Source organism: Marinomonas sp. PE14-40, from assembly GCF_051623805.1.
GTDB lineage: Bacteria > Pseudomonadota > Gammaproteobacteria > Pseudomonadales > Marinomonadaceae > Marinomonas.
This window is the reverse complement of sequence record NZ_CP130700.1, coordinates 477,338-502,849: the sequence shown is the minus strand read 5'-3', so window position 1 is coordinate 502,849 and position 25,512 is coordinate 477,338. Positions and strand designations below refer to the sequence as shown.

At 38.0% G+C, this 25,512-nt stretch carries 33 protein-coding genes and 1 riboswitch; of the genes, 5 read left to right on the top strand and 28 right to left on the bottom strand.

The genetic code is table 11. The features are described 5' to 3' along the window. Positions 1-10 precede the first annotated feature (10 nt). From Q0A08_RS02360 to Q0A08_RS02350, 3 genes are all read right to left on the bottom strand, one after another. Positions 11-934 carry an alpha/beta hydrolase family protein gene (locus tag Q0A08_RS02360; protein WP_438464555.1) on the bottom strand — a complete coding sequence of 308 codons (924 nt, stop codon included), beginning with the start codon at positions 932-934 and terminating at the stop codon, positions 11-13. Between the two features lie 263 nt (positions 935-1,197). After that, positions 1,198-2,412, bottom strand: a complete 1,215-nt coding sequence (locus Q0A08_RS02355; RefSeq protein WP_438464554.1) for a CaiB/BaiF CoA transferase family protein — start codon at positions 2,410-2,412, stop codon at positions 1,198-1,200. After that, positions 2,412-3,593, bottom strand: coding sequence for an acyl-CoA dehydrogenase (locus tag Q0A08_RS02350; protein ID WP_438464553.1), 1,182 nt, complete (start codon positions 3,591-3,593; stop codon positions 2,412-2,414). The genes Q0A08_RS02355 and Q0A08_RS02350 overlap by 1 nt, the downstream gene beginning before the upstream one ends. Positions 3,594-3,728: 135 nt before the next feature. Between Q0A08_RS02350 and Q0A08_RS02345 the strand changes: the two genes are divergently transcribed. Beyond that, positions 3,729-4,607, top strand: a complete 879-nt coding sequence (locus tag Q0A08_RS02345) for a LysR family transcriptional regulator (protein WP_438464551.1) — start codon at positions 3,729-3,731, stop codon at positions 4,605-4,607. A 76-nt stretch (positions 4,608-4,683) separates the two neighbouring features. On the opposite strand, the gene efpL is transcribed toward Q0A08_RS02345, so the two are convergent. The 5 genes from efpL to Q0A08_RS02320 form a co-directional block, all read right to left on the bottom strand. Beyond that, positions 4,684-5,259: an elongation factor P-like protein EfpL gene (gene efpL / locus Q0A08_RS02340; RefSeq protein ID WP_438464549.1), complete on the bottom strand. Its 576-nt coding sequence runs from the start codon at positions 5,257-5,259 to the stop codon at positions 4,684-4,686. Positions 5,260-5,426: 167 nt separating this feature from the next. Beyond that, a complete protein-coding gene (locus tag Q0A08_RS02335; RefSeq protein WP_438464548.1) occupies positions 5,427-5,867 on the bottom strand; it encodes a hypothetical protein in 441 nt (146 codons plus the stop codon). 133 nt (positions 5,868-6,000) lie between these two features. Beyond that, complete coding sequence (locus tag Q0A08_RS02330; protein ID WP_438464547.1) at positions 6,001-6,189, bottom strand: PKD domain-containing protein; 189 nt, start codon at positions 6,187-6,189, stop codon at positions 6,001-6,003. Further along, positions 6,158-6,751, bottom strand: a complete 594-nt coding sequence (locus tag Q0A08_RS02325) for a TIGR00730 family Rossman fold protein (protein ID WP_438464545.1) — start codon at positions 6,749-6,751, stop codon at positions 6,158-6,160. Before Q0A08_RS02325 ends, Q0A08_RS02330 begins: the two co-directional genes overlap by 32 nt. Before the next feature lie 41 nt (positions 6,752-6,792). Further along, a complete protein-coding gene (locus tag Q0A08_RS02320) occupies positions 6,793-7,161 on the bottom strand; it encodes an MmcQ/YjbR family DNA-binding protein (RefSeq protein ID WP_438464544.1) in 369 nt (122 codons plus the stop codon). Positions 7,162-7,285: 124 nt separating this feature from the next. Further along, positions 7,286-7,385, top strand: a riboswitch (purine riboswitch). Between the two features lie 80 nt (positions 7,386-7,465). On the opposite strand from Q0A08_RS02320, the gene Q0A08_RS02315 reads away from it, so the two are divergent. Then, positions 7,466-8,485: an adenosine deaminase gene (locus Q0A08_RS02315; RefSeq protein WP_438464543.1), complete on the top strand. Its 1,020-nt coding sequence runs from the start codon at positions 7,466-7,468 to the stop codon at positions 8,483-8,485. 26 nt (positions 8,486-8,511) lie between these two features. Here Q0A08_RS02315 and Q0A08_RS02310 read toward each other — a convergent pair whose 3' ends face one another. Genes Q0A08_RS02310 through Q0A08_RS02285 form a run of 6 tightly spaced genes read right to left on the bottom strand, consistent with a single transcriptional unit; the run spans position 8,512 to position 12,294 of the window. Next, entirely contained in the window at positions 8,512-9,546 is a 1,035-nt protein-coding gene (locus Q0A08_RS02310) for an alpha/beta hydrolase (RefSeq protein WP_438464542.1), read from the bottom strand. A gap of 9 nt (positions 9,547-9,555) precedes the next feature. Beyond that, on the bottom strand, positions 9,556-10,116 hold the full coding sequence (locus Q0A08_RS02305; RefSeq protein ID WP_438464540.1) for a GNAT family N-acetyltransferase: 561 nt from the start codon (positions 10,114-10,116) through the stop codon (positions 9,556-9,558). After that, positions 10,100-10,558 carry a GNAT family N-acetyltransferase gene (locus Q0A08_RS02300; protein ID WP_438464539.1) on the bottom strand — a complete coding sequence of 153 codons (459 nt, stop codon included), beginning with the start codon at positions 10,556-10,558 and terminating at the stop codon, positions 10,100-10,102. The genes Q0A08_RS02305 and Q0A08_RS02300 overlap by 17 nt, the downstream gene beginning before the upstream one ends. Before the next feature lie 25 nt (positions 10,559-10,583). Then, positions 10,584-11,129 carry a GNAT family N-acetyltransferase gene (locus tag Q0A08_RS02295; protein WP_438464537.1) on the bottom strand — a complete coding sequence of 182 codons (546 nt, stop codon included), beginning with the start codon at positions 11,127-11,129 and terminating at the stop codon, positions 10,584-10,586. Positions 11,130-11,158: 29 nt separating this feature from the next. Further along, a complete protein-coding gene (locus Q0A08_RS02290; RefSeq protein WP_438464536.1) occupies positions 11,159-11,791 on the bottom strand; it encodes an SGNH/GDSL hydrolase family protein in 633 nt (210 codons plus the stop codon). A 32-nt stretch (positions 11,792-11,823) separates the two neighbouring features. Next, positions 11,824-12,294: a GNAT family N-acetyltransferase gene (locus tag Q0A08_RS02285; RefSeq protein ID WP_438464535.1), complete on the bottom strand. Its 471-nt coding sequence runs from the start codon at positions 12,292-12,294 to the stop codon at positions 11,824-11,826. A 370-nt stretch (positions 12,295-12,664) separates the two neighbouring features. On the opposite strand from Q0A08_RS02285, the gene Q0A08_RS02280 reads away from it, so the two are divergent. Further along, positions 12,665-13,495, top strand: coding sequence for a mechanosensitive ion channel family protein (locus tag Q0A08_RS02280; RefSeq protein WP_438464533.1), 831 nt, complete (start codon positions 12,665-12,667; stop codon positions 13,493-13,495). Between the two features lie 94 nt (positions 13,496-13,589). On the opposite strand, the gene Q0A08_RS02275 is transcribed toward Q0A08_RS02280, so the two are convergent. The 11 genes from Q0A08_RS02275 to Q0A08_RS02225 all read right to left on the bottom strand — a co-directional run bounded on the left by Q0A08_RS02275 (position 13,590) and on the right by Q0A08_RS02225 (position 21,373). Further along, the gene (locus tag Q0A08_RS02275) at positions 13,590-13,805 is read right to left on the bottom strand and encodes a TIGR02450 family Trp-rich protein (protein ID WP_438464532.1); all 216 of its coding nucleotides are present in this window, start codon (positions 13,803-13,805) and stop codon (positions 13,590-13,592) included. A gap of 58 nt (positions 13,806-13,863) precedes the next feature. Then, positions 13,864-14,082, bottom strand: a complete 219-nt coding sequence (locus Q0A08_RS02270; protein WP_438464530.1) for a DUF6500 family protein — start codon at positions 14,080-14,082, stop codon at positions 13,864-13,866. Between the two features lie 37 nt (positions 14,083-14,119). Further along, positions 14,120-15,385, bottom strand: a complete 1,266-nt coding sequence (locus Q0A08_RS02265) for a winged helix-turn-helix domain-containing protein (RefSeq protein ID WP_438464529.1) — start codon at positions 15,383-15,385, stop codon at positions 14,120-14,122. Between the two features lie 379 nt (positions 15,386-15,764). Then, positions 15,765-16,274 carry a GNAT family N-acetyltransferase gene (locus Q0A08_RS02260; protein ID WP_438464527.1) on the bottom strand — a complete coding sequence of 170 codons (510 nt, stop codon included), beginning with the start codon at positions 16,272-16,274 and terminating at the stop codon, positions 15,765-15,767. Positions 16,275-16,325: 51 nt separating this feature from the next. Then, the gene (locus Q0A08_RS02255; protein ID WP_438464526.1) at positions 16,326-17,051 is read right to left on the bottom strand and encodes a spermidine synthase; all 726 of its coding nucleotides are present in this window, start codon (positions 17,049-17,051) and stop codon (positions 16,326-16,328) included. A 118-nt stretch (positions 17,052-17,169) separates the two neighbouring features. Beyond that, positions 17,170-17,886 (bottom strand): hypothetical protein, encoded by a 717-nt coding sequence (locus Q0A08_RS02250; protein WP_438464525.1) that lies wholly within the window; start codon positions 17,884-17,886, stop codon positions 17,170-17,172. A gap of 147 nt (positions 17,887-18,033) precedes the next feature. Beyond that, a complete protein-coding gene (locus Q0A08_RS02245) occupies positions 18,034-19,254 on the bottom strand; it encodes an MFS transporter (protein ID WP_438464523.1) in 1,221 nt (406 codons plus the stop codon). Between the two features lie 58 nt (positions 19,255-19,312). Further along, the gene (locus Q0A08_RS02240; RefSeq protein ID WP_438464522.1) at positions 19,313-19,711 is read right to left on the bottom strand and encodes a VOC family protein; all 399 of its coding nucleotides are present in this window, start codon (positions 19,709-19,711) and stop codon (positions 19,313-19,315) included. After that, positions 19,708-20,223, bottom strand: coding sequence for a GNAT family N-acetyltransferase (locus Q0A08_RS02235; RefSeq protein ID WP_438464520.1), 516 nt, complete (start codon positions 20,221-20,223; stop codon positions 19,708-19,710). Before Q0A08_RS02235 ends, Q0A08_RS02240 begins: the two co-directional genes overlap by 4 nt. Positions 20,224-20,275: 52 nt before the next feature. Further along, entirely contained in the window at positions 20,276-20,722 is a 447-nt protein-coding gene (locus Q0A08_RS02230) for a methyltransferase family protein (protein WP_438464518.1), read from the bottom strand. Between the two features lie 60 nt (positions 20,723-20,782). Next, positions 20,783-21,373, bottom strand: a complete 591-nt coding sequence (locus Q0A08_RS02225) for a Crp/Fnr family transcriptional regulator (RefSeq protein WP_438464517.1) — start codon at positions 21,371-21,373, stop codon at positions 20,783-20,785. Positions 21,374-21,605: 232 nt separating this feature from the next. Between Q0A08_RS02225 and Q0A08_RS02220 the strand changes: the two genes are divergently transcribed. Together Q0A08_RS02220 and Q0A08_RS02215 are read left to right on the top strand one after the other, a co-directional pair. Further along, positions 21,606-22,259 (top strand): TetR family transcriptional regulator, encoded by a 654-nt coding sequence (locus tag Q0A08_RS02220; protein WP_438464515.1) that lies wholly within the window; start codon positions 21,606-21,608, stop codon positions 22,257-22,259. 71 nt (positions 22,260-22,330) lie between these two features. Beyond that, entirely contained in the window at positions 22,331-22,840 is a 510-nt protein-coding gene (locus tag Q0A08_RS02215) for an SRPBCC family protein (protein ID WP_438464513.1), read from the top strand. A gap of 93 nt (positions 22,841-22,933) precedes the next feature. Here the strand turns inward: Q0A08_RS02215 and Q0A08_RS02210 are convergent, their stop codons facing one another. From Q0A08_RS02210 to Q0A08_RS02200, 3 genes are all read right to left on the bottom strand, one after another. Next, entirely contained in the window at positions 22,934-23,749 is an 816-nt protein-coding gene (locus tag Q0A08_RS02210) for a fatty acid desaturase (RefSeq protein WP_438464512.1), read from the bottom strand. Positions 23,750-24,044: 295 nt separating this feature from the next. Beyond that, a complete protein-coding gene (locus tag Q0A08_RS02205; RefSeq protein WP_438464511.1) occupies positions 24,045-24,464 on the bottom strand; it encodes a GNAT family N-acetyltransferase in 420 nt (139 codons plus the stop codon). Positions 24,465-24,528: 64 nt separating this feature from the next. Next, positions 24,529-25,299: an N-acetyltransferase gene (locus Q0A08_RS02200; RefSeq protein ID WP_438464510.1), complete on the bottom strand. Its 771-nt coding sequence runs from the start codon at positions 25,297-25,299 to the stop codon at positions 24,529-24,531. Between the last annotated feature and the right edge of the window lie 213 nt (positions 25,300-25,512).

Below are 25,512 nucleotides of genomic sequence, written 5' to 3'. Positions count from 1 at the left end.
AAACAAGTACTTAATTAAGCCAAGCTTGTATATCAACAACAACACTATGGGCTTCTGACACGCCGCTTGCTCGTTTAAAACCATGATCTAAATTTGGATAGGCTTTATATAAGATATTGCTCTTGGTTGCCATTAAAAATTGGGCTTGTTGCAAGGCAAGTTTTGGGGAAACATTTAAATCATCTTCAGTTTGAATAATAAATATAGGATTATCTATTTGCCTAATCGCCTCAGTTTGATCTATCTCAAGCATTTCACGCCACCAGCGATAGCCATGGCCACTCATAGTTAGATCAAATTTAGGGGTATTTAAAAGGTGTTGTGTAAAGCCTAAAAAACCCTGTTTCTGAGATTCATAGTTTTCATCCGTCGTGGTTTGCTCAATATTGTAAATGACATCATCTAGAAACCATCTTCCGCCACCATTAATTGCAATAGTATGAGTCACTTTCTCAAATTGAGCTGATAACATATTCGCCACCAAGGCCCCTTCACTTCCACCTAAAACAACTAATTTCTTATACTGTTTAGAGGCCATAACATGCTTTAAAACCTGTTTAATATCCTTCACTCTTTGCGATGGAGAGTCATTGTTTATGTAGTCTTGTGGGCAGTCGTTACGCTCGCTACTAGTATTCCAACTAAGGTTTTTATCAATGCCATATTTTTCTATAGTTAATACATCTTTATCATTCAAGCTAGCAGAGAAAACCTCATTAATAATGTTATTGTGATAAACACTATTACAGTCAGACCCTTGAATGAGTAAGAGTAAGTTTTCAGCAGAGCTTGGTTGTTTTTTCAGATAAAAAATGATGCTAGATTCGTCATCACGATCAAGTGTATAGGAGGTACTTTCAAGCTTACCTGCAAAGGTTAATTGGCTTAAAAACAAACTTTTAATTAAGCATAGAAATATCAGTCTTTTTTGCATTGGATGTCCTTTCCTAATTCAATAAATTGAGGCTGTGTCTTTCGCTATATAAAGACAGAAAAATTAAGAATTAATTCAATACAAATTACTCAAATTTAAATATAATCATTTAGACGTCAGTTTTTACAATTTAAAACCGACTCACTATCAATAACTGATTTACACAAGGAAAGTGAATGTCAGACACAATTAAATCCCCCTATCACGCTTATTCTAGATTCGCCTTTATCGCATCATAATAAAGGCTAGTCCTATTTTTGAGATCAACTAACGGCACCAGTATCAAACAAAGTTTGTATTTCGTTTTGCTCTAAACCTAATGTTTGTTGCAAAACTTTTTCGCTGTCTTGCCCTAAATCAGGTGGTGCGCTTTTATAGCAAAGCGGCGTGAGCGATAAATTAATCGGAGACACAATGCTTGCAAACATATCTCCTTTTTTATCTGGAAGCTGTCTTACCATCTTTCGGTGTTTTAACTGAGGATGATCAAAAACCTTATCAAGCGTGTTCACCGCACCACAAGGCACAGCGACTTGCTCTAAAGACTCAATCCAAAAAGGTGTTGCTTCTTCAGCTAATCTAGCGGCAATAATAGGAATTAACTTATCCCTATTCATTACTCTCTGTTCGTTTGTTATAAACCTATTACCCTCTAGTAAGGCTCCAAGCTTAGCTTGGGTACAAAACTTAGCAAACTGCTCATCATTCCCTATGGCTAAAATCACATTGCCATCCTGTGTTGCAAAAGTTTGATATGGAACAATATTAGGATGGCCATTTCCCTGTCGTTTAGGGTTTTCACCAGTGGCAAGATAGTTCATGCCTTGATTCGCTAATGTCGCCATTTGTACATCTAATAAAGCAATATCTAAATGCTGCCCTAGTTGCGTATGATGGCGTGCCATTAAGGCTGCGAGTATTCCATTTGAGGCATAGAGGCCAGTCATAACATCAACAAGGGCAACACCCACTTTCACAGGTTCACCTTCTGGCTCTCCTGTCAGGCTCATTAACCCACCCTCACCTTGTATCATGGCGTCGTAACCGGCTTTATGGGCACTAGGACCACTTTGACCGAATCCAGTGATAGAGCAATAGACAAGTTTAGGGTTTAACTGACGCACACTATCGTAATCCAAACCATATTTAGCCAGTCCACCGACTTTATAGTTTTCGATCAATACATCAGAACATGCTATCAGAGACTTAATAACGGCTTGCCCTTGCTTGGTACGAATATCAATGGCTATTGACTCTTTATTGCGATTAGCACAATGGAAGTATGCCGCTTGCGGCGGCTGTTTAGCACTTGCCTCTTTAATAAATGGAGGTCCCCAAAAGCGAGTATCATCGCCTTTTTTAGGTCGCTCAACTTTGATAACATGCGCTCCCATATCAGCAAGCAATTGCGACGCCCAAGGGCCAGCTAATACTCGGCTTAAATCCAATACTCGAATATTTTCTAATGCTGTTTTCATTAGCAAAATGCCTGTAAGCCTGTGATCGCACGCCCTAGAATTAATGCATGCACATCATGTGTACCTTCATAAGTATTCACCGCTTCTAAATTCATCACATGACGAATAACACCAAACTCATCGCTGATGCCATTGCCGCCGTGCATATCACGGGAAACACGTGCTATCTCTAATGCTTTACCACAATTATTTCGCTTCATGAGAGAGATCAGTTCAACAGGACATTGCTTCTGGTCCATCAAACGACCCATTTGCAGACAACCTTGCAAACCCAGACTGATGTCAGTTTGCATATCTGCTAGCTTTTTCTGTATTAATTGGTTGGCAGCAAGTGGCCTGTTAAATTGTTTACGATCAAGGGTATAAGTGCGCGATGCTTCAAAGCAAAACTCAGCCGCGCCCATCGCTCCCCAAGCAATACCATATCTCGCTTTATTTAAACAGCCAAATGGCCCCGCCAACCCTTTAATGTCAGGGAACATATTCTCTTCTGGTACAAACACATCATCCATGACAATTTCACCCGTAATAGAAGCACGCAGAGAAAACTTACCTTCTATCTTTGGCGCGGATAAACCAGACATACCTTTATCAAGAATAAAGCCTCGAATCACGCCCTCAAGTTTGGCCCAGACCACAAAGACATCTGCTATCGGTGAGTTAGTGATCCACATTTTATTACCCGTTAAACGATAGCCACCTTCAGTAGGTACCGCTCGCGAGTTCATAGAAGCAGGGTCACTGCCGGAATCTGGTTCAGTTAAACCAAAGCAGCCCACCCATTCTCCGCTTGCTAATTTAGGTAAGTACTTTTGTCGCTGGGCTTCGCTACCATAAGTATAAATAGGATGCATGACCAAAGAAGATTGCACACTCATAGCACTACGATAACCGCTATCCACTCGTTCAACTTCTCTTGCTATCAGACCATAACTCACATAATTAATACCGCTACCACCGTACTCTTCTGGTAAAGTCGCGCCTAATAAACCTAGCTCACCTAGCTCATTCATTATTTCACGATCAAAACGCTCATTACGGTTTGCTTCTAACACTCTTGGTAAAAGCTTTTCTTGGCAATAATCATGAGCACTATCACGAATCATTCTCTCTTCTTCTGTCAGTTGTGCATCCAGCATCATAGGGTCTTGCCAGTTAAAAGGGGTTAGTGACTTGCTCATAATTAATTCCTGAATTAGACATGTTATCTTAATTTATCTTGAGTCTACCGATTCATATAAAATAAATATAATATATAGTTTTTATACTTTTCATAACTTTATTATATTAAATGAGTTTTCTATAGAGCCTTATTTATGAATTTAAAACGCCTTGATTACTTCTGTCAGCTTGCTCAATTAGGTAACTTTACCCGTACGGCTAGAAAAATAGGCATAGCACAGCCTGCTTTAACCATTGCTATGCAAAAGCTTGAACAAGAAGTTGGTTTAAAACTCATAAATCGGGCTGAAAAAAATGCACTTCTTACTGCTGATGGCAAGGTTTTTTATCAGTATGCCAGTTCACTGTTAGAGCAATCTCAACAAATGAGTTTAGCCCTAGAAGAGCTTAAAGGTGGCATGAAAGGTGAGGTATCACTTGGCGTATCCGCCATGATGGGCTCTTACTTCTTCCCAGAGTTACTGACTCAATTTAAAAAGATGTTTCCAGATATAAAGATACACTTGATTGATCAAGGTACTGCCGCGCTTGAAACCATGCTAATCAATGGAGAGCTAGATATAGCTCTGGTACGCTGTGATCATGAGAATGAGCAATTACGTTACACAGCAAAAATGGAAGAAGAAGTGGTCGCCGCAATGGCGATAAGTCATGAGCTTGCCCTAAATTCGCACACGAATCTAGCTGAGTTTTGTCGTTACCCTCTTGTCTTATTCCACGAAGGCTACTTTCTCAGGGAATCTGTCAGCCACTTCTCTAAGCAAAATCAAATTACATTAGATATTCGTATGGAGACGAATTTAATCGAATTACAAAAAAGCTTAGTTAAAAATGAGATAGGAATTACAACTTGCTTAGCGAGAACGCTGGTTGCTGAAGATAAAATTAAAGCGATCCCTTTCCTTCCTAAAATGAGTTTCGAGCTTGGGTTAGCTTGGAAGAAAAGTCACTACTTATCTAAAGCGAGTCAAACCTTTATTCAGTTTTTTGAAGATGCCATAAAAGAAAAGTAGCAACTAGAGAGAATCAATAGATAATAAAAGAGCGGCCTTAGTTTAAAGGCCGCTCTTCAGAAAGAGAGTCGTAATTTTATTTTGCGTCGGCACGGCCAACAAACTTACGCTCTTCAACATTAATCTTAATTCTATCACCTGTCGAAATATGCTCAGGCACTTGTATGATAAGACCCGTCGTTAACTCAGCAGGTTTAGTCCTTGCTGTTGCAGAACCACCTTTAATTGAAGGATCTGTTTGTTCAATGGTTAATTCAACATTGATAGGTAACTCAAGCCCCACAGGCGCATCATTTACCATGATAACTTGAAGACCAGCCGTTTCTTCTGTAATAAACAGCAACTCATCAGCTATAGCATCTTTATCTAGACTATATGAAGAGTAATCTTCGTTATCCATAAAGACATATTCATTACCATCAGAATAAGAAAAAACAGAAGCACGTCTTACTAAGTCGGCTAAGTTGATCATATCTGAATCTTTAAAAGACTCATCGATTTTATGATTGTTAACCACATTATACATACGCATACGATATATGCTTCCGCCGGCACGTCCTTGAGGTACTGAACGTTCGATATCCCTTACGATATATACTTCACCATTATATTCAACAGCTGTATTTTTTTTGATCTCACTGGCTTTAGGCATAATAATTTTCTCTAAAATCAAGTATTTAAAATAAATATATTTTACTATTAGTATTCTAAAAGAAGCGTGGGCTATAAGCTACTCACTTAGGTAAATTCCACTAAGACTACATATAATCGACACGTTCCCCGAAACGCTATCAGCACCTTACCCTATAAAGAGACGGCTTAACTAAGCAGTTTTTTCTTTTTAAGTTTTAGGCAGTAAACAAAAATGACGCAGATTCCTGACCAGAAAATAGAAATTGCGAAAAGCTCTTTTAATCCCACAATATCAAACCAGTTATGAGTAAGAACCCAATAACTGGTAGAAAAAAAATCAAATAGAAATAGACCAAGTGCCCAGTAAATGGCATCTTGTTTTAGATAAGAAAGAGAACAAGCTAACCCCATACAAATCATCATGTTTGAGAGTAAATTAACAAACAATCCTGTTTGTTGAAAATAATAGCCCTCAGTTGCGTACGCAGGGAATAAACCAAATTGAGTCGCTATGATGATAACCGCAAAAAAAGCAATAAAAACAATACAAAACCCAATTGAAATCAAAACACCCACTGGTTTGCTGACGCCTTCAGCCTCATTATGGTGAGCACTCTGATTCGACAAAACATCTCCTATACACTATCAAACATAAATAACTTGCTTAAGAGCTCAATAAAGCTCAAAAGTGGAGTGTTTTAACATGATTTTTTACTTATATTCAAGGTTTGTAGACTGAATCTCGCTGAATGGTTCAGCATCACTCAGCGCTAATAGTTAAACTTCTTTCAAAGTTATCTTGATCTCCTGTACTGTCGTTCACTGTAAGTGTCACTTTATAATCCCCAGCAACAACATAGGTATGAACAGGGTTAACTAGGTTTGAATTTGTCCCATCGCCACTTTCCTGATAAGCGTTAAGACTTCTTAGTGAAAGAGTTTTTTTCATTAGAATGCCACTTTTTTTGCGGCGCTTGATAGGTTTTAATCGAATGAACCAATGTTTCGGCATCAGAGCAATGAATCAGCATGTCGGCATAATGAGGCTTAACAAAGCCGGAAGCACTCATCTTATTAATCATGTCTTTCAAAAGATCATAAAAACCATTCACATTATAAAAGGCACAAGGTTTAGTGTGATGGCCTAATTGAGCCCATGTCCAAGCCTCAAAAATTTCTTCTAAGGTACCTGCGCCACCGGGAAGCGCAACAAACGCATCGGCCATATCTGCCATCATGGCTTTTCTTTCATGCATATCAGCAACAACTCTTAATTCAGTAAGACCTTTATGAGCTATTTCTCGTTGTTTCAGATGCTCTGGTATGACACCGAAGACTTTACCTCCATGGGCTAAAACTGAATCAGCAATAGCCCCCATTAGGCCAACTTTCTCTCCCCCATAAACCAAATCTATACCTTGCTCTGCAAAGTAGCGTCCTAGCGCTTGTGCCGCTTTAACATATTCGGGATTATTACCATTACTTGAACCACAAAAAACCGCTATTTTCATTATTAATCCTTTTAAGTGTCACTAATTAAGCACTAAAGATATTATTCCAGATTTTGATTCAGACCTAACTCTTTTTGTTTTGCTTTAGTCAACTTCAAAGAGACTAATCGATAAGACTCTGACAAGTAATAACTTAAATCGTCATCATTATCTGCTGTGCTATTGACAATTTGAATCCATTTCATACCACGGTTCGCAAAATAAGGTGCTGGTTGGTAATCTGGATGCTGACCTAAAAAATCAAAATTAACATCAGACGTTTTAAAAGTAATGGCCATATTCCCTTCTTTAAGCCAGCCAACGGCGAAGACTTTTCCTCCGACCTTCCATACATCAGCATTTCCCCATTGCACAACATGGCTTGTTCCTGAAAATTTTTGGCAAAATTGGTTAAACATCTCGTTTGTCATCATGAGTCCTTGTCATTTATCTCCTTTATCAGAATACCAATAAAAATAGAAACATATATAGCAATACGAATTAAACCTGAGGATATTGACTGTTAAACTGAATCAAGGGATAATTAAAGGACTTGAGTTACAGCTTAAGTCCTTTCGTATAACCCCACTAATATGGTTTGGGGGTCTCTACCAGGAACCGATAATTCCTGATTACGAAGAGTTTTGCGTTATGCGCTTTTCTCTTTGTAACTAAACAGTCTCAGTTTACTAAGTAGATAAGTGCTTAATAAATTAGTTTATTAAGGATTCTGTCATGAAAAATTTCATTGAAAATCTACCTAAAGTTGAACTTCACCTACACATCGAGGGCACATTAGAACCTGACCTCATGTTTCAACTAGCGAAGCGTAACCAGATAGATATCCCATTTAATAATGTTGAAGAAGTAAAAGACGCCTATCAATTTCATAATCTACAGTCTTTTTTAGATATTTATTATCAAGGAGCTAATGTACTCATCCAAGAAGAAGATTTTTTTGACCTCACTTGGGCATACCTACTCCGCTGTAAAGAAGATAATGTTATTCATACTGAAATTTTCTTTGATCCTCAAACACACACTCAAAGAGGAGTTAATTTTGATATCGTGGTTAATGGTATACATAGAGCATTAGAAAAAGGCAAAACTCATCTAGGGATAAGCAGTAAACTCATTATGTGCTTCTTACGTCATCTTGATGAAGCCTCTGCCTTTGAAACACTCTACTCTGCACTCATTCATAAAGACAAAATTATCGGTGTTGGTTTGGATTCATCTGAGCTTGGTAACCCACCAGAGAAGTTTGAACGAGTATTTAATCAAGCGATTGCAGAAGGTTTCCTGACAGTTGCCCATGCAGGTGAAGAAGGCCCAGCAAATTGGATAACCAATGCTTTGGATTTACTTAAGATCACCCGCATAGATCACGGTGTTCGCTGTACTGATGATGAGGAGCTGGTGAAAACCTTAGCCAAAGCACGAATCCCTCTTACCGTCTGCCCATTATCAAATACAAAACTCAAAGTGTTTGAAAAAATGCAAGACCACAACATCATAGAACTTATGCGTAAAGGTTTATGTGTCACCATAAACTCTGATGATCCAGCCTACTTCGGAGGTTATATGACAGATAACTTTCTTGCGGTGGTCAATGCACATCCAATGAGTAAAGAAGAGGCCACGCAATTTACCCTGAATGCTATTGAAGCCAGCTTTATCAGTGAAGATGAAAAAGCGAGTTTGTCTAAAAAAACAAGAGACTATTTAAGGCTTTTTGAACTTGATAATCACTAGTTAATAAATGAATAAGGCCGAATATTTTAATGTTTGGCCTTATGATTAACGTTTTGTTTATCAACTTCTAACCTATCCACCTCTAACCATTGAACTAATTCTGGTAAAAACGCATTAGCAAAAGAGTCTTCTTCATACCACATCATTTTCAACCACTGGGTTAACCCAAAAGTTTGAGTATTAAAAATAGACGAAACTAGCATGCCATGACTTGCGTTTGGAATAAGCTTCAAGGTTAACCATTCATTATCAATCCCTTCTAAGTACCCAAATTCATACTTTGCATCAACATTTAAATCATCCTCCCCCCACATGAATAAGCTAGGTATAGAGACTTTGCTGTACTCCTTTGACGCATCAGCGTTCATGTTTTTTAAGACAAATTGATATCGGTCGTAAGACATAGCCTGCTTGTCATCGCCTTTAAAGTATTCATCGCTTTCAACATATTTATCATAGCTAGGCTGAGTCTTTAAAAAGCTAAAATCTTGTTCATAATTAGCTAATTCCAATTCAATTTCTGTAGATGTCTTATTCGCAAGTGTGTGTTTAGCTTTTGAATAATACCGACCTTGCTGTTTCCAGTTAGTAGCAAAACCTATCCCTATCATAAATCCAATATCATTAGACTGTGCAGCAATTGCAGGTAGAACCCATCCAGCCTGGCTAAAACCCAACAGCCCTGTAGTTTCCTTGGTATAACCATATTTACTTTGGATAAATTGAATTGCGGCATTCACTTCTGATTGCCTGTCCAGCATAGATTGATCCAGCCAATTACCAGAAGAATTACCGACGCCAGCTTTATCCCAACTAAATATTGCATAACCTAGTTGCCTTAAAGGATGCCAAATCAGTTCATAATAACCCTCAGCATCATATGCTAGAGGGCCATCACCATGGACAAACAAAATTACTGCTTTTGCTTTATCATGATTTAATTGAGGTAGATAGACACCAGCCAATGTGCCTTCTTGATTCTCAAATACAAGCCTTTCTTTAGCATTTAAATTTAATGAAAAAATAAAGAGAAAGTTGATAATCAAAAAATGACGTACCATTTTTTATCCTTAGGCTAAAACGGCTGTTTCAGAATAATGGTAAACATTGTTTTCAATCAGCTGCTCATTAAAACAAAAGTTAAACTGGCCAATTTTCTTAAAGCCTAGATAAGTATAAAAATGGTTAGATTCATTCTCTACCCAGGTATAGAGCCAAAAAAAGTGTCCAAAGTTTTGCTTTACAGCCTCAATTAAACTTCGACCAATTCCTAAACCTTCGAATTTCGCATCCACATAGAGCTTTTCGATTTCAAATCCATACTGACTATTATCATCAAAATGTGAAGCAAGGTTAATCAGAATATATCCTTTAAGGACGCCCTCTTGCTCACAAACTAATATTCTATATGGGCTTTCAATTACCTCGTCATCCATACAATGCAAATCAGCTCTGATCAGAGAGTCAAAATATGCAGGAGTGAATAGACGAAGAACATATTCAGAATAATTAGCTTTAATCCCTTCTGTCGCATAAGTATCAAGCCAGACCCTAAGAGATAGGACAGCTAAATTACTAGCATCCTCTTTTCTAGCGTATCTAATCATATATTTATCAATCAACAGACTCATATCTGTTAATAGCTACCATCTTATTAGCAATAACTGGGGCTTGGTTATAATCAGTTTTAAACTCTTCTACTACTTTAAAGCCATAGTTTTTATATAACGATTTAGCTACCAGATTTGTTTTAGCCACATAAAGAGAGATAGGCTCTTTAACGATAGATAAAAGATACTCCAGCAGATTTTTTCCAATACCTTTACCTCTTGCGTCAGGGCTTACAAATAAGGCCCTTATTTCATTACCATATACGGCCCCGTAGGCAACAGTTTCTGCTTCTTCATATACATAAATATCTGACTCAGTTAACTCGGCTAACCTTGTCGCATCACTTTCAAGAGGTAGCAATTCAAACTCTTGTTTCTCAAATCGTAATTCATCTAATTTTGATTTGGCGTATATTTCTAAAATCTTAGAATAGTCATCTTTTATAAAGGGTCGTATCGACATTTAACTTATCCCTCACTCGCTTAAATTACTTTGTATTAGCGTTCAGAAATTTCTCAATTAAAACTTCATCAATGTACTCACCACGTATTTTTGCGTGCTTTTTAGCAAGCCCTATTTGCTCAAAGCCTTGTTTTAAATAAGTCGCAAGTGCCCTTTCATTGTCTTGCCTGACATAGGCAAATAACTTTTCATAACCCATTGTTTTCGCTATTTCGAAGCTTGCTAGAAATAAACTTGATGCAATGCCTTTTCGCATAAAACCTGAATCAACAAAACTACCAATGACTCCTACATGATCAAAGGCATGGGTGTAGGTTGCAAAGGGTTCTATCACTTGAAAACCCACTACTTGCTGAGTTTCTGGATGAATGGCTAAATTAAAAATACCATTTACAGGGAAGCTTTCGATAAATGCCACCTCCTCTTCCAAGGAAAAAGGGATGTCTAAGATGGTATATTTAGCCTCTTCAATAATAGGATTAAGTATATTAATCACCCCTTGAGCATCGTCAGGAGTTGCAGGTCTAATGATCCAATTCACTTTTGTTTCTTCTCCAGTATTTCTATTCATTAAATGCTTTCATCTTTAACTCTATAGCTTCACAACAGTAATTTTGATATTGCTAACACTCGCTCAGCGATCACTTGTCCCAAAACATAATGCTCTTCCACATCTAGATGAATACCATCAAACTGACTTAATGAAACATGGTCAGAAGCTAATAACGTATCTACTTTGAGCGCTTTAATTTGTTTCAAGTATTCAGTTTCTGACCCCTTCCCTTTTTGAAAGCCTGAAAATTTAACCGCCATCTGCCCCAAAGGTTGTTTTATTTCTGGGGGGATAATGACCAAGAGTTGAACAGGCTTCGCCATAGGTTCTGGCTTTATACTCTGTACTGTACGAATGAGATTAGCTAGACCAGCAGCACTCTCTTTAGCGTTGGCATCTATGACATCCTGAAAATCATTAATTCCTAGCATAATGATCATTAGATCAATCGGTGAATGAGACTCTATAACCATTTTTACTGTCTCTAGCCCATTTCTTTGTGGTCGAGTGACATCATTAAAAATAGTTGTTCTGCCATTTAGGCATTCTTCTATTACTCGACACTCATCCCCTAATTTTTGCTGTAAGACGCCAGTCCACCTCTTAGCAAAGACTAAACGATCTCTGGAGTTCGGAATAATGCCCCATGAAAGTGAGTCTCCATATACTAATATATTCATATCCCATCCAGTTTGGTTAATAGCCTGCCAAGCTACGTCAAAGGTTTCACCAACTTCGTTGAGAAGTCACCATAACCCATAGATAAATAAAAATTTATTGCAGAATGATTAAACTGCATCACTTCTAACAGCACTTCAGACGCGCCATTCTCGTGAGCATGCCCCTCCACTGCACGCATCAACTTTTTACCTAAACCTTGTCGCCTTGCAGAAGAAGCAACAACAATAGTCGTTAAATGGCAGGTTCTCTTATCCGTCAAAAAAGAGGGCTTAGGGCCTGTTGGAATCGACACAGAGGCCATTCCAACTATTTCATCGCGCCTTTCAATGAGTAGAATATCGCTTTCTTCTCTTGCCATATGAGCGAGCCAAAGGTCAGCATCACGCGCTATCTCACCCAGTGCAGAAAAGGTGTTTGGCATAGCGTCATGGTGCTCGGCATTTATTTCATTTGATAAAAAGCAAATGACTTTTATATCATCTTTATTGGCTTTTTTAATCATTTGCATCCCTGCTTGTAAATTAATAACTTAGATTAACATTCCTTGTTACCTTTATGCATTCCCCGAATTTAGGCCTTCATTGAGAAAGCGAATCGAATCTAACGAGTATTAAACCACTTATCGAATTCAATAAAGATAATTTTAGATGTCTTTTCAATATCATGACTAACAAATCATTCAAATGAGTGTTTTTCACCCACCTTATTTTTCGAACAGCTTAATTCAAAGTTTTATCGGCTTTAGTTAACTTAAAAATAACAATAATTGATTGTTTGCTAACAAACTTAGTGAAGACTATTTCACGTATAAGCCTTACTATTCAAACCAATTCACCAATCATTATTAATTCTAGGTATTGAGGTTTAAAAGTATGAAGGACATAGAGGACTTATTTGATCAAGGTTCGCAGTGGATGCCACTCATCACAGAAGGGGCAACTAATTTAGTCATTGGCCTTGTCATCTTCTTTATAGGTAAGTTTGTTGCTGCAAAATTAGCTAAATGGTGCGAGCACCTCATGCTAAAATCTTCCGTTGATAAAGCGGTGGTTGGCTTTTCTACCAGTATTATTTATGCACTACTTTTTGCGGCCGTTATTTTAATGGCGTTAGATCAAGTTGGTGTAGAAACGACCTCCTTTATCGCAATTTTAGGTGCGGCAGGCTTAGCCATTGGTTTGGCACTTCAAGGCTCCTTATCTAACTTTGCCTCTGGTGTACTTATTATCTTGTTACGACCATTTAAAAGCGGCGATTATATTGAAGGTGGTGGTGAGTCAGGCTCAGTGGATAAAATCGAGCTATTCCATACCTACCTTAAAACACCCGATAATCGGGTTGTTATCATTCCAAATGCTTCCATGATGAATGGTTCTATTATCAACTACTCTCGTGAAAAGACACGTCGTCTAGACCTTGTTGTAGGGATCAGCTATGACGCAGATATTCGTCAAGCAAAACAGATTATGGAAGAAATTGTTGCTGCTGATGAGCGTATTTTAAAAGACCCTGAGTGCGTTATTGCTGTCGCTGAGCTTGCTGATAACTCAGTAAACTTTAACCTAAGACCTTGGGTTAAATCAGAAGATTATTGGAATGTAAGAGCAGATCTGCTTGAAACCGTTAAATACGCTTTTGATAAAAATAGCATTGGCATTCCTTACCCACAAATGGATGTTCATTTACACAAAGAAGGCTCTTAAGACTTCTCTTTAAATAAGCTAGATACAGGCGACTTAAGCTGCCTGTATCTGGTTTTAATCTAGCTGTATTTAATTGATATAAGGTAAAGGACTTCTAACACCAGCCCTGTTGCCAAACCTGACTATCTCTTAAGTCTTGCCAATTAATGTCAAACAAACGTTTTGTCATAATCGCTTCAAGCTGGCATTTAATCACATTGCCCTCTTCGTCAAACTCAACATCTGATACAAGAAAGTGTTTTTCTTTATTTTGAGGCTGAATCGCAGTCCATTTAGTATGACGTAACTTCTTAGCATTCACTTTATTCATTTCGTTCCAACTCAATTTTTTTCTAAGCCAATTTCGTTCAAGGCCTATTTGATAGAACCTAATCACCTTTTTCGATCATGCTTTTGATTTTAGTCGCCTTCTCGAAATGATCTAGTTTGTGTGTTTGAATCCACCAAGTAGCCGCTTCCATTAGCAAATCAGGATCATCATTTTTATTCTTGAAAAAGGCATAAAACGATAAGCCAACATTGTCGCCTTTACTCTCTATTTTCTGATTACATACTTGGATAATTTTATCCCTAAATGTCTCTCGCATTTCAGCTATTCCTTTTGACTTACTTTAATAGAAACTGTTATTTACAGACTTCATGATTCCCGTTAAGCATTTCTAGCGCCTTAACAAAATCATTATGCAGGTGCACTGGCTGCATTTTAGTAAGAGAAGTACTATCACACTTTTGAATACGGCTAAATGCTTGAAGCGCTTCTGCAAAACTAGAGACCACGAATTCAGCTTCATAACCTTTTTTATGTTTTGACACTTTATCTATAAAAGAGTCTTCAAAGTGTAAAAACTTAATCTCAAAATGTTTATCTTTACGATGGGCTTTACAGTCCATTCGACCGACAAATTCATCTTGGTACAAAAGAGGTAAACTAAAATAACCATATTGACGCTTTGCTTCTGGCACATAGCATTCGATTTGATATTGAAAACCAAAAATACTTTTCAGTCTCTCTCTTTGTATAAGGCTATTATCGAAAGGCGATAATATTTGAAATCGTTTTAGTGATCTTGGAAGCTTGCTTTCTAAAGCCCTCTTTTCGATCACATAAATCTCACCATCAACTAATTGAATTTGTTCTAAAAGCCCTTGATCTAGTCGGGCGGATAACAAAGCTTTCATTGCTTTACGCAAACCAGTATTGCGTCTTAAATAAGTAAGTCCTTTAAGAGACACAAAACCATGACACCTTAATTGCTGTGATAATAAATGTTCAGCAAACTCTTCAAGACTAGGAAAACTCGTATTAACATAATCAGGTAGGACTCTTTCAGTTAAGTCGTAAGTTTTTTGGAAACCTTCACGGCTACTCACCATCAAATCGCCTTGCATATAAAGCTGCTCTAAAGCCTTTTTTGCCGGCTTCCAATCCCACCAGCCTGCTTGTTTCTTAGTTTGTGTCTCAATATCACGAGAACGTAGCGGCCCATCAGTGCGAACACGCGCTAAGAGTTCTGCCATGTAAACTGTATCAGGATCTTTATACCAGTGAGTCTGGCCTGATTTAATTGCTTCTTTATAAGGTAATGAATAACGAAAATCAGACATAGGTAAGAAGGCAGCAGCATGGGACCAATACTCAAAAATGTCACCATTAACCATCAGTTCATTTGTCATTTCTGCTTTGAACTTGGGCACCCGAGAATGCAAAACGTGGTGATGTGCTCTTTCCACCACAGAAATAGTGTCAATTTGCACGTAACCAAGATGATTGATGGCATTACAAGCGCCCAACTTACCGCTTCCAAATGGTTGGGCTTGTAATAAACCTTGAGCAGATAAAGCTAAACGACGAAGTCGCGTTATATCTTTGGAAGATTTAATTTCAATCATCTTAATTACTCATAAAAATACAGATGAGTAAAAAATACTGTTTATATAAACAGTAGTCAAGATAATCAAATTAGATTAAGGAACCTACGATGAAGTCACCTCTTCTCAGTCTTTTCGGAAAAAGCGTCAAGCAAGGCGTCACTTTGCCGCTTTTTTCTGATAAGAGCTGTAGGCACCTTTCGAAAAGGGACAACACGGGGTGACCCTTTTTCTGAAATGCCGCTTAGGTATTCTTCAAAGACCCGAAGGGCGTGGTCTAAAAGCCCTATCTTTAAGTTGAGGGCCTTATCAATAGAATAACTATTAAGTTACGCCCCTCGCCATAAACCTAGGCGCTTTTATCCACACGCTGAGGCGGGAGGACTTATTCGCAGGTTCCTTAAACATTGAATGCTTGGTGATAACTTACTTCACCCATTGGTAAAGGTGATGAGGTTAACGCCTTAACAAGAAAGTATTGTGCAGGTACACCCGTTAAAGTCAGCTCACTTTCTGGTTTGAAGCCAAAACGAGCGTAATATTCTGGTTCTCCTAATAAAACAACGCCTTGTGCACCCTGAGAGACTAACTCATTTAAACCTTTTAAGATTAACTGACTACCAACCCCTTTACCTTGATACTCAGGCTTAACTGATACGGGTCCTAATCCAAACCATGAACTAGCTTCACCTGCAATTTTGACAGGTGAGAATGCAATATGCCCTACTATGCCGGTTTCATTTTCAGCGACTAATGAAAGTCTTAAAGCGCCGTTCTCTCTCAATCCATCAACAATAAGGTGCTCTCTTGGCTTAGCCCCAGGTTCGTGATGAGGGTGATTCTCAAACGCTTGATAAGTAATCGCTTCAATCGCCTTATGATCAGCTGTATTTTCAAAACGTATTTTCATTGTTTAAGCTTTTCTTTAAAGTATTATCAAAAAGTTAAGGAACCTGATTATTTAAATGCCCTTCACGCACACGTAAACCGAATTAGTCGCTACGCCACCTTGGAACGGATTATCAAATTTCACAACATGTGATTCAACCTTATCAAACACCGTTTTTAACAAGGTTTCAAAACTTTCTTCAGGCAGGTTTTGTGACCACATGGCAAACACACCTTGTGGTTTAAGTTGCTCAGCCATCAATGCTAGTTTCTCAGTACAATAAAATGAGGCATTACTTGCGGCAAGGAACTCAGTTGGCGAATGGTCGATATCTAACAAGATAGCATCAAACTTTTTACCTGGTGCTTCAGGGTCAAAGCCATTGTCAGGATCAATGGCTAAATCAAAGAAGCTGCCATGAATATAACGATTGCGTGGATCTGCATTTAATATTTTACCAAGAGGGACTAATTCATCTTTGTGCCAACCAATCACAGTATCAAGAAAATCAACAACGAGCTGTTCCTTAATACGTGAATCTTTAAGCGCTGTGACGGCGGTATAACCCAGCCCTAAACCACCCACAACGACACTTAAGTCATCCCCTTGAACAGCTGCTAGTCCAAGTTCTGATAACGCCTCTTCGGCGTCCACAAACATACTCGACATTAAAAACTCTTCACCAAGCTTCACCTCATAAATATCCCGATCTCCAAGTGCAGGAATACGTCGCCTGCGCAATGAGATTTCACCTATAGGTGATGCTTGGCTATCAATTTCTTTAAAAAGTAGAGACATATTTGCTGTTTTCCTGATGGTTTATCTAAAAAATATTATTGGCACTCAGATTAAAGCGCCACTTGGTCATCATACAGGCTATAAGCAGAGTAATCTTTAATTAGAAGCTTGATCCTAATTAGAAGCCAAACATAAAGGAATGCACTCGATACTGATATTTTAGCGAAATATTGTTTTCTAAGTATTGATACTCAGAGTTTGAAGGCGATGTTGCGATAAGATCACCATTAAACATAATATGATGACGTTTATAACTGGCTTCTAAATAGATACCTGCGGATAAACTGACGCCAGAATAGTTCACCTTTTCTGTCTGCCCAAAATTAGTATGATCAGAATTAGTGACAACAAAACTGCCTTCATGATCCTGGTAACCTATCCCCATGCCTACCCCCGCTCTATATTGCCAAGTATCGGGTGTTTCACGAGCAAACTGGTAATAGAGGATAGGAGTTAAGTAGATGGATAGTCCTTCTATTTCGGTGCCTAAATTATTTAAATTTGAGGACGCTGAACCCTCTGTTTGTACTTGTTTGTCGAGTTTTGATGAGACAAAGTTCGCGGAAAAAGTATAAGACCAATTCTTATCGTCCCAGATATATTCAGGCTTTGTACGAATAGAAACACTGGGTACAAATTCAATACCATCCGTTGTGAATTTAGCCGCTTCCTGAGAGCTATCTTTATCAGTGATAGTAATGCTTCTATCACCGAATGAAGGCCCTAAAAGCACATCGAACCTTGTGGCAGACTGATATTCTTCTGCAGAGAAGCTCTCATCTGCGTGACTATTCAAACATGGTATTAACACTAAAATTAAGAGAATACGGGGCATAATACATCCATATAAAAACCTAAAAATGAGGCTTTCAAAATATAAAGCATAAGTTGTGATACGCGCATTATATAAGAAAATCTTAATAAGATTCTTTTCATTCAACCTATTAATTATAATTAAAGCAACTAAAACACTTTAACTCGCTTACTTATTTAGCTCGCTGATATAGGTATCATCTTTGAACAGAATCACACACAAAAATAAACAAGCGCTTAACCCACAAAAAACGGCAGATATTAAAATCGGTGCACTATGACTTAAAGTGAGTGATAAAGAGCCGATAATAGCGACAATAACAGACGCTATACTCGTCATTGAGCTCAAACTTCCAAGCAACAACCCTGAACGTTCCTGTCCTAAACATTCAACAACATAAGCGGGAAAAGTACCGCTTAACAGAGCAATAGGAATGCCAGTTAGCATAAATGCATACAGCGACAAATTGACAGGTAAGAACACCATTAACCCATACAAAGAGGCAAGCAGGCTCGCAAACACAATGTAAATAGCTTCTTTACTCATCATTTGGGTAAGTGTTTTCACTAAATATAGGCTTGTTAGTATCATAAATGCACTCATAACAGCAGCATTAAAACCTATGTCTTTAGGCCCTAATTCATGCACACTCGTTAGCCAAACGGGAATAAAATGATAGGCACCTGTGGTACCTACTGCCATGACCAGCTGTACAACTAAAAGGCTTAAATAACGTTTATTGGAGAGAATTTTTGATAATGCTAATTTAGGTTTTTTCTGAGCTGAATTGAGAGTATTTTGTTTCGTCTCTTGTACCCAAAACAACACAATAAGCCAACAAAAAATATAAATCAGCATAGCTAATACAAAGGCAAACTCTACAGCAAGCTCACCTAAGCTACCACCTATGATAGGCCCTGCAAGTAAGCCAGAATATACGGCAGCATTTATTTTAGAGAGCATGATAGATTTATCCGCGTCGCCGGCTAAATCTGTCGCAATAGCCCTAGCCACCGACACATTACCTTCGCACAAACCGACACAAAAGCGCGTGGCTAAAAATAAAAGATAATTGCCATAATAAAGCGCTAAGGCACTGGCAGCATAACCAATAACCGTAAAAATGAGTGACAAACTTAATAAACGCTTTCGGCCTATACGATCAGACCAAGCTCCCAGAACACTGCTACCGATAATCATGCCTAAGGGGTATGCAGCAATGACCGCCCCAAGCAATAACTCAGCTTGAATACCTAAAAAGCTATTCAATACATTAGGCGTATCCGCTAAAAACAAGGGTGCAAGAATGGGATAAGGAAATGAAACACCCGCACAGCCTAAAAATACAACAAGGATGACAGGGTAAAGTTGAAATTGATTATTTATCATAGATCCTTCTATTCCATAAATTATTTATATAATGTGATTTAAAACGGTATTTACCTATTTAAACACTTTGCACTAATTCGATTTCTTCTCCATCCGGTCCTTGAATAAAAGCAACACGTCTTACAATTAACTGTTCATCAAAGCCTCTAATATCAAAAGGCCCCCTTAGAATGGGATCGCCTTTAGATTCAAGAAACGCCATAGCAGTGTTCAAGCATGTGACGTTCAGGGCAAAATGTACCAAAGTACCTTGGTTACGCGTCTGATACATTTCAAAAGGGAATAACTCAATATAGGTACCAGCACCTATCGCTAATTTTATATTTCCTTTATGACGTCCAAGAGATTCATTCACCTCAAGGCCTAACACCTGAGTATAAAACCTAATCGATCGTTCTAAATCGGTGCAACTAATCGCAACATGACTTAAAGAAGTTTGGCCCAGTGAAATACTCATAAGTTAGCTGCTACGATATTTGATGTTGAAGCTTTCTCGCTGATCGTTAACACCATCACAGTTTTTCTAACATCGTTATTTCCAACCCTATCGATTTCTGACTTAACAGAGACAAATCCATACTTTTCATACAGTGTGATATTATGGTCTTCACAACGCAAATATAGCGATTGAACTTTTAAGTGTTTTGCTTTTGCAATGGCCTCAAGAATCAATTTGCTAGAAACCCCATTACCTCTCTGCTCACCCGGTACATACACGCCATCTAACCAATGATGCCAATTAGGGTATTGTTCTAATTCGCGATATTTAAGCTCAGCAACACCGACTAACGCTTGATCAATATGTGCCAGAATAGTCATAGGGAAAGCGTCTTTATTAACACCTAGTAAAACCTTCTCAGTTAACGTCGTTTTAACTGTTTCTGGCATGCTATGCCCCCATTCTGTTAAATACCATTTAGCAATAAGGGGGGCATCTTGTTGATGATCCGCAAGCAATGAAATATCCATATTCTCTCCATTAATTCCATTTTGTATCATTAAAAAGTCTAACTGAATTTTTTTACAACCAGCGCCTTACCCTTTTACAATAATCCACATATTCTTGGCCAAAAGTTTCTGTCATCATCTTCTCTTCAAACGCGATATACCACTTATTGGTGATAATAAAGAATAAAAATACCCATAAAAACGAGCTAATGGCAGCACCACTTACTAGTGCAACACCAATCAAGGCGATTACAAAGCCAAGATACATAGGGTTTCGACTAAAACGATAAAGCCCTTCAGTCACCAGCTTATCTGGCTTATCAAATGTCATGATGTTGGTATCTAGTTTCTTAAATAGGTTTTTTCCTTTTATCGCCATCAAATAACCAATCAGGATCCAAGGTATGCCTAGCAAATTGTAGGGGAAAACCAAATTATGACGCGAACCTAATAACCAGCAGCTCGCTAATATCAAAAGAATAAAAAGTAAAAATAATATAGGTGGCAGTAGTTTTTTCATTTCCGTTCTCCAATAAAGTGTTCAGTTACTTTACTGGGAAACATTTGGTTTCACCTTTACCTATGTTAAGTCCATCTCTTTTCTAATCCGAGATAAGCTCACATCTGTAATACCAAGGTACATAGCCACATGCCTTAAGGGGATCAAATGGCTTTCATCTTCAAATTCCTTTAAAAATATTTGATAACGCTCTCTTGCCGACAGAAGTAAAAAACTGGCTTCTCTCTTCTCCTTCTTTAACACAAGGCGTTCAAAAAGCTGTAGAAGAAAAGCCATTATATTTGGGTGTACTTGTGCAAGCTTTACGAGAGAAGCATAATCTATTGCCGCAACCCGACATTGGGTTATAGCTTGGGTATAAAAAGGACTTGAGCTGTTTTCTACTAAGGTACTAATACTGGCGAACGCTCCACCAGTCCTTACTAAAGATTTATTCCGTTCTTTTCCTTCTTGATCAATATAAAAATATCGTCCAATCCCCTCAATCACAAAATAAATTTTGTTCGGTTTATCATTGAAAGAAAATATAAAATCTTTTGGCTGGTAAACCTCAAAAGTCATTTCCGCTAACAACTTATCCCAGTCATCTTGCGTCAAGCTTACTCTTTCGGAGAAAACCCTAACTAATTGATTCACCAATTCAACTTTCATTTCACTCTCAGCCTTTCCATGGATGCTCTTAAAAATATGATACCAAGATTACGACTCTATTCTTACCTTAAACAGCATTAAACACAGCTTGTAAGACGAAAAAGCCGATAAAATACTCATAATAAAAATCATCAATTTTGGATTAAATATTTGACAAGAGACCATCGGTCTTTTAACCTACAAATAAGAGACCATCAGACACTTATATGATTTAAGTCAGGAAAAATAATTTATGGATTGGCAAAGAGCGAGAACAGACGATAAAAAAAGTGAAAGGAAAGAAGCCATCTATCAGGCTGCTTTCACACTTTTTAAAGAAAAAGGCTACGAAGGCGTAAGTTTTAACGGCATTGCAGCTCAAGCAGGTTTTACCAAGTCCAATATGTACCGTTATTTCACTTCTAAAGAAGAAGTGTTTTTGAATGTTTTCGGCGACTTATTTGAAAGTTGGTTTAACGACTGCATCGCACAGTTAAAGGCTTTTAACCTTGAAGAAGACAACCTCAAATTTGCACAAGCCTGGGTTAAGACCTTATTAAAACACCCAGAGTTTTTAGATCTGACTCCCCTTATGTTTATTGCGTTAGAAGCGAATTCTTCCTACGAAGAATTGATTGAGTTCAAACGCATGTCCAAAGGGCTTCTATATCAACTTGCTCTTGAAATCAGCAGAATTTACCCCGCTCTTGAAGGTGAAAATGCGTTTCAATTTCTCACGTTAAGTTATGCCGCTACAGCTAACTATTGGGCTGGTAGCAAGCAAAACGATGCGCTTAATCAGGTCTATGCCTTAGAAGAGTTTCAAATGTTAAAGCCTGATTTCGAGCGCAATCTCATACGCTCTATTGTCATCATTATTAATGGCATAAAAGCGGAGCAAACCTAATTAAAGCACGCAGCTTTAACGAAAAATGTCCTTATTAAAGATCTAACTCACTTATAGAAAGGTAAATAACCATGGCACATCATGCAGAACACACAATTAAAGTTAACCTACCCGCTAAGCAAGTTTGGAACATACTTGACGACTATGCCAGCGTTGAGAAGTTTGCAACCACTATTACCTCATCCCCTATCATCAATGATATTCATCGAGGATTAGGTGCCAAGCGTCGCTGCACCTTTAAAGATGGCTCTAGTCTAGTAGAAGAGATCATCGAATATCAGGAAGGCCAAGGCTATACCATGCTTCTGTCTGATCACTCACTTCCCCTTAAAAGCATGCAAGCTAACATGAGCGTTAAGGCTATCAATGCTAAATCCTGTGAGATTTTTATGTCGGCAGATTTCGTTGTAAAAGGTGGGCCGCTTGGCTTACTAATGGGAAGCCTTTTGATGCGCCCTATGATGAAAGGTGTATTTAAGAAAGTAATGACAGGCTTAGCTTATCATGCCGAAACAGGTGAGTTAATTGGAGAAAAACTACCAAATAATGAACAGATTAATATGCTCATTTTAAAGCATTAAAAGAGTATAAATATAATCAAGGAAGCTCTAGGGCAAAGTATACAAGAGAGATAGTGCACTAAAGGGCTTAGTGCACTGGATCATTTAGCGTCTTTATCTATGCGAAAATAAAGAACGCAAGTAGAGATGTTCAGGAATTTTATCAGCAATCGTGGCATGTAACTCAGGCAATCTAGACCAATGCACCCCTTGGCGGTAGTGATGGGCAGTATGATATCCCAAGTTACCTGTTAAAAAGTTAAATACTTTATTCAAATTATTATAAGAGGCTTCAAACTCATTCTCTGTACTAAGACCAGAATGATGATCGTACGTTACATAAGCAGTGAAAAGCAAGCTAGTTATCATTGGAAGTGCAAATAAGAAAAAGCCAGCAACAGGGTTAAACCAAACGAGAAGCGCAACAATCAAAAAAGTAGGTGCTAAGTAGGTTAAAAATGGCTTTAGCTGTTTTGGAAAGCGTTTACCCACCGAATAACCTCTAGGGTAAGCTGTGATAGCAACTTCTAATGTATAGCCAATCACGCCCATTTTTGAGCCATCTTTACGCTGCCAACGGCTTTCATCCTTTTCTTGATCTAGAAAATTAACATGGTGCCCTAATACATGGTGCAAACGCCACAAGTTAGTCGTTACCCCAGTATGCAAGGCATAAAAGAACTCTAGTCCACGATTTAACGCGTCAGAGCGAAAGGTAAACAAATGCTGATGATGATGGTTCCAAGCACAAATAACGCCTTTAGGAATAATCATTAATAAGTAGTAGCCGATAAGCAAAGTCGTATTTTCAAGAGTGAAGTATAAAACAAAATCTAAGAGGGTAAGCATGAGGATAATGGTAACGGGCCAGCGATCTTCTTTGTGTTTAAAAATGCCGGTATTTTTTGTTGCTTTAGAATTATTTTTCATTGGGTTCCAATCTAACGATTAATCATGGTTACAGCTATCCTTGCTAAACATTAATGATGAACAAGCCAGACAAAGAAATGCAACTAAGCACTCTTGTTTGTTCTCCTACAACGACTTGAGTTTAATTATTTAATCTAACTTCTAAGGTAACAATCCCCTTAAACCAATAAGTTAAAAAAACAGAAATTACTTTAGCGCGGGCTACTATAACTGCAAATGCGACAAACGTGTTAATTTTTTGATTTTTTAAACGACTTCATTGATCTAAGCAGTCGAAAAACAATGAAGGTAAAGTTTATGATTGCTTCTCGGCAAAATGAATACTCATCTTGAAATAGGAGACGCCTGATTTATTAAATTCTTCTCCACGTTTTTCCATACCTAGCCTCTCATAAAAACCAGCAGCCGTTTTACGGGCATCACACCAGAAGTGCCTTATCCCCTCTTCTTGCAGCTGTCGCATAATATGCTTGATCAAATGTGAACCAATTCCTAACCCTTGAAATGCCTCTAATGTGGCAAACTTTCTAAGCCTTGCCACGTCTTTATCTTTGTAGGTAGAAGCGACACAAACCAAACACCCAGACTTGTATACACCATAATGTTGAGCCAACTCATCCCCATCAATATGGCAAAAACTAATCGGTTTATCTGGCCATAAAACCTTATGCCTTATCGCTTGTGTGTCTTGCCAGTTGATGGATCGTATTTCCACTTACGCGCCTCGCAAAAAATGACAGGGTAACTATGATGAAGTTTTTATAATTCAGGTAAAACGACTACCCCCTTACCCAAACTTGCCTAATGCCATCCGAAATAAAACCCACACTACGACAATTTTTTTGGCTAATACTATCAGGAATAACATCCGTCAAAATCAGCTCAGTCTCAAGGGCTATTGCGTCTTCAATTCGAGTATTTAACAGTGCTAATTGACACCCTTGTCCCCTAACGTCCTCTTGTGTGAATGCATTAGCGAGAATAGCCACATCATTTTTTACATAAGATGTTGCCCACGCGCATGGATTACCATAAAAGTAGGCAATGAAAACACGAAATGATTCCGTACAGTAGTAAGATTTTTTTTCTTTCCAGATTTGATCACTACAGGTCAGTCCAGACGTTTTTAGCAATGCTAAAAAGTCATCTGCCCTATCTACTTGCCAACGCTCAACAGTCACATTATTTAGTTGCATACGATTAAGCTTTGCTTGAGATCGATTTAAGCTCAAAAAATCATGTTGATTACTTGGTTGATATCCATGCTCATTAAGCCAGAGTTTCAACTCATCACTCTCTAGTCCCGCTTCGATACTAATTTCAGGAAGAGACTCAGGGTCATATAGACTATAGACACTAGTTAGGTAGTCGAGATCACAAGATCGGTGAATTAAAATTTGATTATCATATTTACGGGTTTTATCTATATAAGCGATCAGTCCAAGTGACTCAATAATAGATAGTTCACTTGGTAACATAGTCGACAAGCTACGTTTATTATTTAATCGAAAATAGCGGCTATACGCATCTCTCGCTCTTTTATTCTGCATTGTTCCCTCAATGTTAAACCTAAAGTTGATCTTACTGATGAAAGTTAAATTCATGTGACTTTCATCAAGTCTTACACACGCTTATCCAGCGTTTTATAAAAATACATATTATTCGGCCACCCCATAATATTTATTTTTCTATAAATTACAAATACTTATGAAAATATTACACAAAACTGAAACGATATTTAGATTAAGCCGATTATTCCCAAT

Excerpts from the sequence above, each read along its gene's own strand:
- Q0A08_RS02360 (WP_438464555.1), bottom strand. The coding sequence starts at position 934 with ATGCAAAAAAGACTGATATTTCTATGCTTAATTAAAAGTTTGTTTTTA.
- Q0A08_RS02355 (WP_438464554.1), bottom strand. The coding sequence starts at position 2,412 with ATGAAAACAGCATTAGAAAATATTCGAGTATTGGATTTAAGCCGAGTA.
- Q0A08_RS02350 (WP_438464553.1), bottom strand. The coding sequence starts at position 3,593 with ATGAGCAAGTCACTAACCCCTTTTAACTGGCAAGACCCTATGATGCTG.
- Q0A08_RS02345 (WP_438464551.1), top strand. The coding sequence starts at position 3,729 with ATGAATTTAAAACGCCTTGATTACTTCTGTCAGCTTGCTCAATTAGGT.
- efpL (WP_438464549.1), bottom strand. The coding sequence starts at position 5,259 with ATGCCTAAAGCCAGTGAGATCAAAAAAAATACAGCTGTTGAATATAAT.
- Q0A08_RS02330 (WP_438464547.1), bottom strand. The coding sequence starts at position 6,189 with ATGAAAAAAACTCTTTCACTAAGAAGTCTTAACGCTTATCAGGAAAGT.
- Q0A08_RS02325 (WP_438464545.1), bottom strand. The coding sequence starts at position 6,751 with ATGAAAATAGCGGTTTTTTGTGGTTCAAGTAATGGTAATAATCCCGAA.
- Q0A08_RS02320 (WP_438464544.1), bottom strand. The coding sequence starts at position 7,161 with ATGACAAACGAGATGTTTAACCAATTTTGCCAAAAATTTTCAGGAACA.
- Q0A08_RS02315 (WP_438464543.1), top strand. The coding sequence starts at position 7,466 with ATGAAAAATTTCATTGAAAATCTACCTAAAGTTGAACTTCACCTACAC.
- Q0A08_RS02310 (WP_438464542.1), bottom strand. The coding sequence starts at position 9,546 with ATGGTACGTCATTTTTTGATTATCAACTTTCTCTTTATTTTTTCATTA.
- Q0A08_RS02305 (WP_438464540.1), bottom strand. The coding sequence starts at position 10,116 with ATGAGTCTGTTGATTGATAAATATATGATTAGATACGCTAGAAAAGAG.
- Q0A08_RS02300 (WP_438464539.1), bottom strand. The coding sequence starts at position 10,558 with ATGTCGATACGACCCTTTATAAAAGATGACTATTCTAAGATTTTAGAA.
- Q0A08_RS02295 (WP_438464537.1), bottom strand. The coding sequence starts at position 11,129 with ATGAATAGAAATACTGGAGAAGAAACAAAAGTGAATTGGATCATTAGA.
- Q0A08_RS02290 (WP_438464536.1), bottom strand. The coding sequence starts at position 11,791 with ATGAATATATTAGTATATGGAGACTCACTTTCATGGGGCATTATTCCG.
- Q0A08_RS02285 (WP_438464535.1), bottom strand. The coding sequence starts at position 12,294 with ATGATTAAAAAAGCCAATAAAGATGATATAAAAGTCATTTGCTTTTTA.
- Q0A08_RS02280 (WP_438464533.1), top strand. The coding sequence starts at position 12,665 with ATGAAGGACATAGAGGACTTATTTGATCAAGGTTCGCAGTGGATGCCA.
- Q0A08_RS02275 (WP_438464532.1), bottom strand. The coding sequence starts at position 13,805 with ATGAATAAAGTGAATGCTAAGAAGTTACGTCATACTAAATGGACTGCG.
- Q0A08_RS02270 (WP_438464530.1), bottom strand. The coding sequence starts at position 14,082 with ATGCGAGAGACATTTAGGGATAAAATTATCCAAGTATGTAATCAGAAA.
- Q0A08_RS02265 (WP_438464529.1), bottom strand. The coding sequence starts at position 15,385 with ATGATTGAAATTAAATCTTCCAAAGATATAACGCGACTTCGTCGTTTA.
- Q0A08_RS02260 (WP_438464527.1), bottom strand. The coding sequence starts at position 16,274 with ATGAAAATACGTTTTGAAAATACAGCTGATCATAAGGCGATTGAAGCG.
- Q0A08_RS02255 (WP_438464526.1), bottom strand. The coding sequence starts at position 17,051 with ATGTCTCTACTTTTTAAAGAAATTGATAGCCAAGCATCACCTATAGGT.
- Q0A08_RS02250 (WP_438464525.1), bottom strand. The coding sequence starts at position 17,886 with ATGCCCCGTATTCTCTTAATTTTAGTGTTAATACCATGTTTGAATAGT.
- Q0A08_RS02245 (WP_438464523.1), bottom strand. The coding sequence starts at position 19,254 with ATGATAAATAATCAATTTCAACTTTACCCTGTCATCCTTGTTGTATTT.
- Q0A08_RS02240 (WP_438464522.1), bottom strand. The coding sequence starts at position 19,711 with ATGAGTATTTCACTGGGCCAAACTTCTTTAAGTCATGTTGCGATTAGT.
- Q0A08_RS02235 (WP_438464520.1), bottom strand. The coding sequence starts at position 20,223 with ATGGATATTTCATTGCTTGCGGATCATCAACAAGATGCCCCCCTTATT.
- Q0A08_RS02230 (WP_438464518.1), bottom strand. The coding sequence starts at position 20,722 with ATGAAAAAACTACTGCCACCTATATTATTTTTACTTTTTATTCTTTTG.
- Q0A08_RS02225 (WP_438464517.1), bottom strand. The coding sequence starts at position 21,373 with ATGAAAGTTGAATTGGTGAATCAATTAGTTAGGGTTTTCTCCGAAAGA.
- Q0A08_RS02220 (WP_438464515.1), top strand. The coding sequence starts at position 21,606 with ATGGATTGGCAAAGAGCGAGAACAGACGATAAAAAAAGTGAAAGGAAA.
- Q0A08_RS02215 (WP_438464513.1), top strand. The coding sequence starts at position 22,331 with ATGGCACATCATGCAGAACACACAATTAAAGTTAACCTACCCGCTAAG.
- Q0A08_RS02210 (WP_438464512.1), bottom strand. The coding sequence starts at position 23,749 with ATGAAAAATAATTCTAAAGCAACAAAAAATACCGGCATTTTTAAACAC.
- Q0A08_RS02200 (WP_438464510.1), bottom strand. The coding sequence starts at position 25,299 with ATGCAGAATAAAAGAGCGAGAGATGCGTATAGCCGCTATTTTCGATTA.